The following is a 13,147-nucleotide window of genomic DNA, read 5'->3' as shown; positions in this document are numbered from 1 at the left end:
GTTCTATTAATGACAACTTCTCAGGGTATTATTGAATCAGCGAATACACGATCAACAATTATTATGGTGATATATTGATTACTTCTACAGGCAGGATAATATTTATCCGAAAAACGACTTTTTCACTTTGAGAAAATTACCATGAGTTTAATAGAATTATGAAAAGAAAAAGTTATTTTGGAAAATGCCAGATCAGAATACTGGTATTTTTCCCTCAACAAATCCCTGTGTCAGATCAAATATGTGTTCCAGCTCGTGATCTGTAATAGCTTCTATGTTTTTCTTGTGCTTTGAAGGATCAACATTATCCCCATAAATGATCTGGAGACTTGCTACGTGAGGATTGTCTATGCTTCTTCCTATCTGTGAAACAATCCTGACAAGTACTTCTACCACGTCACCGCCTTCTTCCTTGACAACGTGCTCAGCAATCTTGTTTGAAAGAACGTTGTATAATTTTCCTACGTGAGTTACTGGGTTCTTTCCTGCTGCTGCTTCCATGCTCATTGGCTTGTAAGGAGTTATGATTCCGTTTACCCTGTTTCCCCTTCCGACAGATCCGTCATCTCCATTCTCCTGGGAAAGACCAGTTACTGTTAGATAATGGCTTGTGATCTTATCTCCATCTTTGTCTGCTGTGTTTATAAATATATTGACATCCTCATTTGATATCTTGCTCGCGTTATCCTCAACTAGCTGCTGGAACTGTTCTTTTATGGCGAAGTATTCGTTGCTGTCCTTGACATACTTGTCAACGTATGCAGCCGCTACTGTCAGGTTGATTGTCTTATCCTGTCTATAACCCATTACCTTAATATCATAACCAATAGCTGGTAACTTCTTCTTCATTTCTCCGTTAATGAATTTCTCTGTTCCCTTTACAAGCTTTTCCGTGTCTGTAAATGGTGCAAAACCTACACCAAATGAAGTGTCGTTGGCCCTGTGTTTTGTTGTATCATAAACATCTCTCAGATCAACTGAACCGTGCCCTATTCTGGAATCTATCATGATATCACTATCCATGTCCAGATGCTTGAAATTGCTTTGCAGATATTCCTTTGCAGCCTTAATTGCAACTGCTTTAACTGGAATTCTCTCACCATCAACTGTTGTTGTTGCTCTTCCGCTCAGCAGAATGTATACAGGATCAAGAACTACTCCACCACCGAATTTAGGTGCTGACTGTCCTCCCACGAGTTCCACCTGATCGGTGTTGTGATGCAGAATTTTTCCAAAGTGCTTTATGTAATATTTACTCAATTCTCTGCTTACTGACTCTGCTATTCCGTCTGATACGCTATCTGGATGACCAAGGCCTTTTCTTTCTACTAGTTCCACGCCTCTGAGGTGTGTTGGAACCTGGTTGATTGCTTCAACTGAAATATTTCTAACCATTTGTTTACCTAAACCGCTAAGATTTCTTTTTTATAAAATCTTTTGTCAACTTTAAAAATAAATTACAGAAACATATTTACCATTACTACCAGTAATATAGTTGCTATAATATTACACAATTCTCATCGTTTCACCAATAGTTAGAGACTGTTGATCGTACGATTATTCATTATATTATTCGCGCTAACTTTAAATTCACAAAATGAACACAGCATCATTTTGATGTTGAAATTCTTAAAGCATATTAAAAATGAAGTGCTTAGAGATCATGAATGTGCTTGCATCCCTGACGGATAAATCAGGATCAGATGAGTTTCTTAAGGCGATAAATGGAAAGATAGAGAAAATATATGCGTCAGATGGTACCAGAAAATACCTTGAAGAACACGGTGTGAGAAGCCTTTCCATTTCTGAATTGACTGGCTTTGATGATTTACTTGGTGGAAGGGTCAAGACACTGCACCCGGCTATTTTTTCTGGAATATTAATGCGTGATAGTGATGAAGATAAAAGGCAAGTTAAAGAAAAGGGCTATTTTCCCTTCGATATAGTTATGTGCAATCTATACGACTTCAGTAAATATATAAATGGAACAGAGGATGAAAAAATTGAGCACATAGATATTGGAGGGGTTTCCTTATTAAGAGCAGCAGCTAAAAACTGGAAAAGAGTTACAGTAGTAAAAAACAGGAATGATTATGAACTTGTAAAGAAAGACATTGCTGACCATGGGACGATCAGGGAAGAAACCAGAAAAAAACTTGCCCTAGACGCTTTTAAACTAACCTACAAATATGACATGATGATATATAATTCCCTCAATGATGCAGGAAGCATAAAACTAATTGAACTCGAAAATGGAAAGAAACTTAGATATGGTGAAAACCCGGATCAGGAAGGTTTTATCTATGAAATTCCAGAGTATGGAGAGATGGAGGTCTTCCACGGGAAAGAGATGTCGTATAATAATTACGTCGATGCATCTTCAGCTATTGAGACAGCTCTCGATTTCTCAGATCCATTCGCAGTTGTTATAAAACATAATACTCCCTGTGGTGCGGCAACTGGGATTGACCATGGAGATGCTCTGGAGAAAGCTATAGAAGCAGATAGAGAATCTGCCTATGGATCGGTTATATGCATTAATGGTAATGCAGATAAAAGAGTGGCAGAGGCAATAAAAGATCTATTCGTAGAGATAATAATCGCAAAGGACTTTGACAGTGATGCTAGGAAACTTATAGGAAAAAAGAAAAATATCAGGATGATAAAATATTCTGGCAATGGACCTGATAGGAACTTTAAAACGCTTTTTAATGGAATTCTTGAACAGACAAGAATGAATACAAGCATAGATCAGATGAAAGAGGTAGTTAAGACCAGAAGAGAATTTTCATCCAGAGAGATAGAGTTTGCGTGGAAAATAGCAGCCCATTGCAGAAGCAATGCTGTTGTACTGACAAAGAACTGTGTTACAGTTGGTGTTGGTGCCGGTCAGACCTCCCGCGTTGAGGCAACGAAAATAGCATGCAGCAGGGCAGGTGAAAAGGCAAAGGGGTCCATAATGGCCTCAGATGCGTATCTGCCATTTTCTGATAATGTTGATGTGGCTGCAGTAAATGGTATTTCGGCCATTGTTGAACCGGGAGGATCAATCAGGGATCAGGATGTAATAGAATCCTGTCAGAAACACGAAATCTCTCTTTACTTTACCGGTAGAAGGGTTTTTCTTCACTAATACTACCTCCTCCTTTTTAAATTTATAGCGACTGCAATTACTGTTATGATGACAAGCAGGATCAGTGTTAAGTAAAGGTAAATATAATTCGGACCATGTTGTTTAATTTCTGAAAGGGAAATATTAAGTTTAAGTGATTTCCCCTTCTGAACTGTAAAGTTCATGTATTTTGTTTTAAAGCCTGGCGATGATGCCTTTAGAACAAAACTTCCGTAAGTGGTTGTTATATTGAACTGACCATTTCCGGATATTTGCACATTCTTTCCGTTAAATGACAGAGTTGTATCTGAAGGTGATACAGTTCCGTGAATGTATGAATACCTTATGTAAATGATCTGTACTGTTATATTTTTGCCACTTACTGAAATAACTTTATGAAAATTTTGGTTGTAAAACAGTGTTGTGTTTTCAGCTTCGTATGTATAGGTTCCATTGACAGAATATACAGTAATGTTGTTCAGATTTGATGAATATTTCTTCCCTTCAAATGTCAGGTTCCAAACTGTTCCGTCTGTAAGATTTGTCTCAAGGAAGTCTAGCTTGAATTTTTCTCTTCCTGTCGTAGTATAGAAAACCAGTCCCTGCTCCTTACTTCCTGGTTTTATGCCAATACTGTAACATCCTGTTCCATTCGGGGAGTAGATCAGGTTTGTTGCATTTTCACCTGTCTGATCAATTGATTCATTGAATGATCTTGTTCTAGGAACTATCCAATGCCCTTCTTCATTTTCAATGTAACTTTTCACATAAGCGGTTGTTGAATTCCTGAATATTCCAAGATATGCAGAAGGGCCACCAACAAGACCAAATTGTGGATCTAATCCACCCTGAAATTTGTTGTTGGGATATGGTCCATTATAAATTAGATTGTTTTCATAATAATATGAATAGTTTCTTGCCCCTATTATAAACGCAGCCCCTGTAACATTCATTTTTATTTCATGCCTGTTAACAAAAAATTTGAGATAACTGTCCATGGGGTTTCCGTTGACGTTTAACTGTGTAGAAATATTAAAACTATGTGGCAGTAAGATTATTCTTCCTGAAGGGAACGTGTAGTGATATACGGTTGATGTTTGATAAATTCCATAAAATGGATAGTTAACCCATCCGGTGTAATTGACCACATATCCTCCTGAAACTGTCTTGTTTAAGTAAATTACATTTTGAATCCAGTAAAGTGGCTGTCCCATTTCATTGGCAAGAAATAAATTTTGTTGAACTGAGGCATTATAGAATCTATTGAGAGAACCGGTCGAGTTATATGAACTGACATCCAGAGACTTTAAGGTAAGATTATTATCGATTCCCAAAAGATCAGAATTATTGTTCCTGAAGTTCCTTTTCAGAGTATATATCGTAAGGTTATAGGCATTTATTGATCCCCATCCATCAAGAAGGCTGTATCCATATCTTGCGTGATATATGTGGTTCCTTCCAGTTTCTACAGGATAGAATGGAAGTGCAGGCAATGTAGAATTATATGTTCCAGTGTCAATGTATCCTGTGGTGCTGTTTGAAGATTCCTTTTCAAACTGTTCATTTCCTAACTTATAAAGCAAAGAGTCCAGAAAACCTAAACGACTATCATTATTTTTATATAAGACTGAATCAATTTCTGAAAGTATTCCAGCCGTGACAGGTGATGCAATGCTTGTTCCCCATGCATATTCGAATCTACCTCCGTATGTTGCGTTTGTTGCATCATAGGTATATCCAGAAATTGAGATGGTTACCAGTGTATCGTTGGCTATGGCAGATATGTCTGGAACACCTCTTCCTTCCCCCTTAATTACAAGATTCGCTGATGAATCCTTTTGCCAAGTTGGTTCCTTGAGACATGTGTCAATTCCTGAACTTGTTCCATATGGGCCTCTTAAATTTTTGTCCCCTTCTGGGACGTACCAGTTCCTCTGAGATTCGATGTTAGACGTTGCATTCAACTGGAAAGTTGTTCCTCCAACAGCAACTACCCCAAAGTTATTGTATCCAAGTACAGATGGAAATTCCACATTTGTCCCTACCCATTTAGTACTATTGGCATTATCGCCAGCATCGCCTGATGAGGCAAGAACTGTGATTCCCCTTGCCTGAGCCTCCATGTCATCTTCACAAAAGCTAGTGCAGTTAACGTTACATCCTCCCCACGAATTTGAAATTACTGAAACGTTGTTAAGTTTAGAACTTTTGCTCCCTGGATTCAGTATATAATTGAAAGCCAGATTAATATTGTAATAAGAGGAACTGTTTCCATATACATTATATATGGTCGAACCGGGTGCTGTGCTTCCAAGCATTTCCATGTCCAGAGTGTTTTCAAAATTTGCTCCAGTGCTGTCATACTGCGCTAGAGGGCCTGGCGATACAGCCCCGTTAAGAGGTACTCCAACAACCTTAGCATGTGGTTCACCAGCTGGCATTGTCTCATTGAAGTAACAGTATACGTTTGATGGAACAAATGAACCTACTCTTTCGTCATGTGTTAGGGTTCCATAAGGAGTGCTTGTGTTTGTTCCATTATATTCACCACCCCATAATATGGTTGCCTCAACAGAAGAGGTTGGATATCCATATTCTCTGAATAGTGTTCTTTCATTGTAAGCAGACTGAAATTCTGGAGCATAAAAATACTGTGTACCATCATAGCAGGCAGGTGAAATGATGTTTCCCTGCGGTGTTTTTTTAACTGATGCATTTTTCTGCACTGCCACTTTATGCTGAAGATTCAGACTCATTACATACTGCGAATAATTTGACAGGCCTATTATGGAAGTTACATAGTTATTGAAGTATGATGGGACTTTAGGAACACCAACTGCTGCATAATAATTCTGAGAACCATTTACAAAATCTTCTGTCTTAACCCTGAACATTTTGTCAACTAATTTCGTTGTGGATGTGAATGTAACTATGGATCTTCCTTTATAGGTTGTGATGTGATATATACCATTTGATTGAAGATATTTTATAAAATTATTATAAATTGCATCTGAAGGTTCAAACCTCCTTTCAAACTGAGCCCTGGAAATATACCTGTGATATTGTGGAGAATTTTTATTAGATATATTCGAAAGTAGACTCACCAGTTCTGAAAGATTTGAGAACTGGAATCCCACGAGAATACTTTCGCTTTTGTTACTGTTTGTTGTGTTAACTTCTCTTGGGCTTTTTATGCTGTATTTTTCTGATGTGTTTACATAATTTCTTAAAGGAACTAAATTGGAGGAAATGAGGAGGTTGTTTTCTATTGATTTGTTTTGCGAACCGGATGAATGTGTAATCATTCCTGAAACCTGGTCCGTGCCTGACAGTACTGCCATGGTTGAAAAGAGGAAACCAAGAACCATAAGAATGGATATGATTTTTTTATTGCTTTTCAATTTCATCAATGAAAATATTCTAATCTTATAAAATGGTTCTTTAAACTGTTTTGATTTTTTGAGAGATATTTTAAACTTTGAACAGGTATAAAAATTAAGAGTTTCATAGAAAATGGCTATATAATATAATTACACTACAGAACAATGGTATTTTACAAGCATGGGCCAGATATCATGGGTAACGAATTTCTTTTTGTTTCCAATGATAAAATCTGGGTCGGAGATTTGAAAGATGGAAGCTCAAGGGTTGTAGTGTCAAATGAAGGTATAATAAATAATGCGAGATTTTCTCCAGACAGAAATAAGATAATTTTCAGATCGATGAGGGGCAAGGATGGATCACTGGCAGACCTGTATATGTATGACAGGGTAACAGGTATGGTGAAGAGGGTTACTTTCCTTAACGGCAAAAGTGTACCAAGAAGGATGTTTACAGATGTTGCAGGCTGGAAGGGAGATGTACCAATTATTTCAACAGATGCAATGTCACCGTTTGGAGCTCTTACATTCTTCTATGAACTTGATACAGAAACACTAAATTTGAACCCTCTGAATCTTGGTCCAGGATCTCACATATTATTCCACGGAGATGATGTGGTAATAGGAAGATATACATACGATATGCCACACTGGAAGGGTTATAAAGGTGGAACCAGAGGCGTTATCTGGTCAGGAAAGCTCAATGGAAAATTTAACAAAATAGTAGACCTGGATGGACACGTTTCCTCTCCATGTATCCATGGTGAAAAAGTGTTTTTTGTTTCCGATCATGAAGGCAATGGACAGATATATTCCGTTGATGTAAAGGGTGGAAAATTAACGAAGCATTCTGATTTCAAGACCTATTATCCAAGGCATCTTTCATCGAATGGTGAGGTTCTGTTGTATTCCATGGGAGGCGAATTATTTACATTAAATCCAGAAAAAAAGGAGGAAAAGAAAATTGAGGTAAGAATGGACTCAGGGATAACGTTTCCATCATCGAAGTTCCCGGATACCGCAAACTACCTGGAAGAATATACAATGAACGGAAAGGATGATACATATGGATTTGTCCTCCGGGGTAAAGGCATCATAACATCTGAAGAAATGAGTCCACAGTTGCAAATTCAATCACATGGAAGGGTAAGACTGATGAAGTTCCTTGATGGAAAAAGAGTCTCCTATGTAAGGCAGGATAAGGATGGGGAATTTCTATGCATATCTGAAATTTCAGACATTTCGAAGCACACGCAGCTTAAAAGAAATATTGGACTGATAGATAACACGTTTCCTTCTCCTGATGGAAAGAAGATTGCGGTTACAAATATTCTGTTTCAGCTTTATATGGTGAATATAGAGAATATGTCTTGTGATCTGATTGATGAAAGTGAGGCAGGAAAAATAAGGGATGTTGCATGGTCAAATGACTCAGGCAAAATTGCATATACATTCCCATATATGACAGGAGGTTTTGGGCAGAGGGACGGTTCCATTGTAAAAACAGTGGTGCTTGACAGGATGGAGAAGAAAGAAATAACAGAAAGAACGGCTAATGACTATTCACCATCCTTTGATCCTTCTGGGTCTTATCTTTATTATCTTTCTGACAGGACTTTTGATCCAGTAGAGGACAGGGCAACTTTCAACTACTCATTTCCCCTGATGACTAGAATATATTATATGAAGATCGATGGTGGTGACTTTTCACCAACAGTCAGGATACCAGAATCCATGAGACTAAAATCTGAAAGAGAGAGTGCAGGATCATTTTCCGATTCATTACCCATAGATTCGGGTAACTTCAATTCTCTTAGGGCCATAAAAGGAGGCTTGCTATACCTTTCATACAGGGCCGAAGGCTTGCTAAAGAATGCCGCATCGGGGAGACAGAGAGCTGGTAAACTTGTTTTCTTCAGCTTTGAAACAAAGAAGCCTAAGACTGTTGCGGAAAAGGTGCTTGATTTCAGAGTTTCAGTGGATGAAAAATCTGTGTTAATCAGAAAGGAAAAAAATAAAGTTTTCAAGCTACAGGCAAAGGTTGCGAAGGAAATGGTGAGTGGTTTTGACGAGGAAAAGGAAATCCATCTCAAAGATCTGAAAATAAGGATAGAACCTCTGGAAGAGTGGAAGCAGATGTTCAATGAGACATGGCTGCTGGCAACAAGCTTTTTCTGGAAGGAGGAGTTTGCAACAAAGAATGCACGGCAGATATATGAGAAGTATGAACCCCTTGTTAGCAAGATCACCACAAGGTTTGAACTGTCTGAAATAATGAGAGAGATGCAGGGAGAGTTCAGAACGTCACATTCCTATGAAACAGGTGGAGACTTCCTTTCTTCTGATGCCATACCCATAGGACATCTTGGGGCTGATTTTGAATTAAGAGGAAAGAAATACTACATAAAGAAAATTTATCATGGAGATCTTTCAAATGAGAATGAAAAAAGTCCACTGCTCCTGGGAGGATTCATGGAGGGTGACCAGATTGTGTCCATTAATGGAGAGTCCCCTGGACCCGATGGAAAAACAATCGATGAGATATTACTTAATCTACCATCTGAGATAATCAGAATTGATGTCAAAACTCAGGACAAGAAGGCATTTTCAAACTACGTTAAGACAATTCCAGATGATAGATATCTCAGATACAGGAGCTGGGTTGAGGAAAACAGGAAGATGGTACATGAAAAAACTGGAGGGGAGGTAGGTTATGTTCATATCCCAAACATGATGCTGGATGGACTTGCAGAATTTTACAGGCTTTATACAAGGGAATTCAAGAAATTTGGTCTTATAGTTGACGTCAGGTTCAATGGGGGAGGCAATGTTTCACAACTTGTCCTTGAAAAGCTAATGCGGGAAAGAATAGCACTTACTCATCCAAGGAGAGGGCAGGATTCCCCATATCCATCCTATTCTGTTGAGGGGCCAATGATAGCTCTTACAAACGAGAATGCAGGATCTGATGGGGATATTTTCAGTCATTCTTTCAAGCTGTTAAGCCTAGGGCCACTAATCGGTACCAGAACGTGGGGTGGAGTAATTGGAATAAGCCCTGAAAGAAGGCTGGCAGATGGTACTCAGGTGACTCAGCCAAGATTTGGGATGAAGTTCAGGGATGTTGGGTTTGGCGTAGAAAATTACGGAACGGATCCAACATATGAAGTGGAAATAAAACCTGAAGATTGGCATAGTGGAAAAGATCCACAGATGGATCTTGCTCTTAGTAAGATCATGGAGATGATAAAACTGAGTGAAAAGAAGAAATGAGTCTTTCATTTCTATGATTTTTTTATTTGATTAGTTATTAAACTATTTTTTAAGCAATATCAGATTCCTCTGAGAACCAGTGCTATTATAAAACCTATTAGAACTCCAGTGTTCAGGAATGGCAATCCCGGGGCTGGCCTTTTTATGAAACTGAAGAGAATGAACATTGCTATTATGCCTCCAAGGAGGGGAAGTATGAAAAATGAAAGACTTGAAGTTGTTGCTCCGGAATAGAGGAAGGATGATATTACCATTACGTTAGGAATTGCTATATCTCCAAAACCTATCATTATTGCACCCCTCTCTCTTCCCTCTTCTCTTGGTATGTCTATGTCTGCATCCTTCATATCAAAGTTCATGTTCTCCGGCACTATGAAAAAAAGTGGCATGTTTGAAGATGTTGTAGCTCTTGCAATATCAAGCATGTGTTTTGTCTTGTAAACAGCTATGTAATCATAAATGGCAAAGACTATCATTAGAACAATGGCTGCATAAAGCCCAAGATCTACACCCCAAATTGCTGCTAGACCTGCTGCGGTAAGAATCCCTGCAATATTTATTACGATCCAGTTCTGTTTGAAAAGGAGTAGATAAAGGAAAAGTACAGGTGTTCCAAAACTGAGAAAATAGTATTCAGGATATGTAATTGGAAGAAGTGCATAAAGAAGACTTGATACGATATAGATTACAAAAACCATGGATAATACAAAAATGATCCTGAGTATTCCAAGCCTCTTCTTCTTTGAGATATATAGAATCACAACAGACATTAATATAACTGCAACTATGAAATATATCACGTATCCAAATCCTGCAGAAGTATTCTGGCTTGGGTTTGTTGGACTAACGCTCTCCAGTTCGAGAGCCATAACGAGACCGATAAGAGAGGCTACCAGAAATAATACTGCAGTACCAATTTCAGTAGCAATTCTCCTGTTAAGCATTTTTTACACTCTTCCTGGCTTTTTTCTCCTTAGATGCAGATGAACCTGATTTCTTCACAGTTTTCTTTCTGGTTAATGGTTTTTTCACAGCAGTACTCTTCACTTTCTCCATATCGGATTTTGACTTTTTATTACTTTCGCATGATATGTTGGGACACATTTCTCTTGATCCACTCCCGAAGGAAACGGATATTATTGGAGCATGACAGTATTCACAAATCTTTCCTGTCATCTTAATCTCACCTTTTTGTGGAAGTGCATATGTTTGCCTGCATTTTGGAAAATTAGAACAGCCAAGAAATCTTTTTCCATATTTTGATTGTCTTATAATCATATGTCCACCGTCAAGTGGACAGAGACCGATGTCCTTCTTCTCTGTGTTGAATTTACATAAGGGATCAATGCATAATTTTTCTGGGGATTGTCCCCTTCTTATAACAGTTACTACAGGTTTTCCACAAACCACACAGTTCTCTTCGGATGGCTTGATTAACCCCCTTATCTTGTGGTAGTAATCGATGCAGTTATCCCTCTCGCATCTGAACCTTATTGTGTCCCTGATCTTTATTGCCTGTATATTGGTTCCGTCTATGTTGCACTTACCTACAACAGTACCTGTTTCAAGTGCTCCACGAATTATATTTGCTATGGAATCCTTGTTATTTCCAAGCTCTTCTAAAACACTGGAAAGCATGTTTCTTGATGTTGAAACTACTGAATCCTTTGTTCTCTCCCCAGCTGCAATGTTGTTCATGAACGATTCGAGCTCTGCAGTCATGTCTGGCTCAGCTATCTTTGAATCCACTGTTGTGACCCCATCTATAAGAGATGAGCCAAGGGCCGTTGGTCTGACTGGATTTCCCTCAATAAACCCCCTGCTCTGGAGCTTATCAATAATATCGTGTCTGGTACTCTTCGTTCCTAGATTCAGGTTTTCCATTTCCTTAATGAGCGAGGCCATATCAAATCTTGATGGAGGCTTTGTTTCTCCTTCCTCTATTCTCCAGTTTTCAGCCTTTACCTTCTCACCTTTCTCAAGATCGGGATGAAAGATGTCCTTGAACTTTCTATATGTATATATGGATAGCCATCCTGGATCGACCACTCTGGTTCCATTTGTCTTAAAGTTATAATGGTCAATTTCTATCTTTGCTGACTTTACCTCTCGGGTACCCTCCCTGTAAAGTGTAGCCAGAAATCTCCTGGCTATGAGTTCATAGACCTTTGCTTCATCTGCTCTCAGGCTCCCACTTTTTGGAACCTCTGTTGGATAGATTGGCGGATGATCGGTCGCTTCCATTCTACCCCTGGAAGGTATTATTTTTTCCTGAGAAAGAACCATTTCTGCTTCCTTCTTCAATTCACTGTTTTTCAGTTTTTCTACCACTGACTTGAGGTTTATGCTTCTCTGATATACTGTATTATCAGTCCTTGGATAACTTATAAATCCTTTTACATACAGTGATTCGGCAATCTTCATAGCTCTCGAAGGCATAACTCCTATTCTAGAAGCCTCTCTCATGAACTCTGTTGTGTTGAAGGGAGCAGGCTTGTAGATTCTTTCCATTCCCTTTTCAAACTCGTTTACAATTCCATCCTTTCCTATAATATTTTCAAGGATTTCTCTTGCCCTTTTCTCATCGTTTATTCTGCCTTCTTCGTAGATACCGGTAAAAACGTCATCCTTGAGAAAGTCAACCTTAACTTCCCAGAACTTTTCCGGAACAAAGTTTTCTATCTCTCTTTCCCTCTTTACGATTAGCCCAAGAGTGGGTGTTTGCACTCTTCCTATGGATAGGAAATTCTTACCTAGCCTGTTTGTTATAAGCGAGAAAAACCTTGTAAGAGCTGCTCCCCAGTAAAGATCAATCTCCTCCCTTGCAGCAGCTGAATCTGAAAGATTGTAATCCACATCTATAAAGTTTGCAAAAGCGTCCTTTATTTCCTTGCCTGTTAGAGCGCTGAACTTAGCCCTTTTGATTTCTCCATGGAAGGATTTGTCCTTTTTAACAATATCCAGAGCTTCTGTACCTATTAATTCTCCTTCCCTGTCATAATCAGTAGCAATTATAACTCTTTTAATGCCTGCAGAAAGCGTTTTTAAGCTCTCATAGGCGGTCTTGTTTTTAACATTATGAATTACATTTGATGAAATAAGTTCTTTCAGATTTTCTAATTTCCAATCCTTGAGTGTTTTTGGAAAATCAATTTCCACAATGTGCCCACTCAGTGGAACCAGATAAAAACCACCAACCTCATTCTCATATTCTATGTAACTCAAACCCTTTGATCTTTTCTGTTTTGATTTACCATCGGATAGAAAATAGGCAATCCTTCTTCCTGCATCTGCTTTCTCTGAAATAATTAATGTATCTGGCAATAGATATCCCAATGTATTTTTATGATATATAATATTTTTTATTCAATCTTCTTATTTT

General features: G+C 38.4%; 6 protein-coding genes. 2 read left to right on the top strand and 4 right to left on the bottom strand.

Annotation, left to right across the window (positions count from 1 at the left end):
* Nucleotides 1–192 precede the first annotated feature (192 nt).
* On the bottom strand, nt 193–1,395 hold the full coding sequence (locus CSP5_RS00030) for a methionine adenosyltransferase (RefSeq protein ID WP_021789615.1): 1,203 nt from the start codon (nt 1,393–1,395) through the stop codon (nt 193–195).
* Nucleotides 1,396–1,663: 268 nt separating this feature from the next.
* On the opposite strand from CSP5_RS00030, the gene purH reads away from it, so the two are divergent.
* Nucleotides 1,664–3,133, top strand: a complete 1,470-nt coding sequence (gene purH, locus CSP5_RS00025) for a bifunctional phosphoribosylaminoimidazolecarboxamide formyltransferase/IMP cyclohydrolase (RefSeq protein WP_021789616.1) — start codon at nt 1,664–1,666, stop codon at nt 3,131–3,133.
* A 2-nt stretch (nt 3,134–3,135) separates the two neighbouring features.
* On the opposite strand, the gene CSP5_RS00020 is transcribed toward purH, so the two are convergent.
* On the bottom strand, nt 3,136–6,519 hold the full coding sequence (locus tag CSP5_RS00020) for a S53 family peptidase (protein ID WP_148689386.1): 3,384 nt from the start codon (nt 6,517–6,519) through the stop codon (nt 3,136–3,138).
* A gap of 138 nt (nt 6,520–6,657) precedes the next feature.
* Here CSP5_RS00020 and CSP5_RS00015 point away from each other — a divergent pair, with 138 nt between their 5' ends.
* Nucleotides 6,658–9,765, top strand: a complete 3,108-nt coding sequence (locus tag CSP5_RS00015; protein WP_148689385.1) for a S41 family peptidase — start codon at nt 6,658–6,660, stop codon at nt 9,763–9,765.
* Nucleotides 9,766–9,824: 59 nt separating this feature from the next.
* On the opposite strand, the gene CSP5_RS00010 is transcribed toward CSP5_RS00015, so the two are convergent.
* Nucleotides 9,825–10,709 (bottom strand): presenilin family intramembrane aspartyl protease PSH, encoded by an 885-nt coding sequence (locus tag CSP5_RS00010; RefSeq protein WP_021789619.1) that lies wholly within the window; start codon nt 10,707–10,709, stop codon nt 9,825–9,827.
* Nucleotides 10,702–13,089, bottom strand: coding sequence for a DNA topoisomerase I (locus tag CSP5_RS00005; protein ID WP_148689384.1), 2,388 nt, complete (start codon nt 13,087–13,089; stop codon nt 10,702–10,704). The genes CSP5_RS00010 and CSP5_RS00005 overlap by 8 nt, the downstream gene beginning before the upstream one ends.
* Nucleotides 13,090–13,147 lie beyond the last annotated feature (58 nt).

Origin of the sequence: Cuniculiplasma divulgatum (assembly GCF_900083515.1) — an archaeon.
GTDB classification, from domain to species: Archaea; Thermoplasmatota; Thermoplasmata; order Thermoplasmatales; family Thermoplasmataceae; genus Cuniculiplasma; species Cuniculiplasma divulgatum.
Note: the sequence above shows the minus strand (reverse complement) of the source record. Positions and strands in the feature narration are given on the sequence as shown.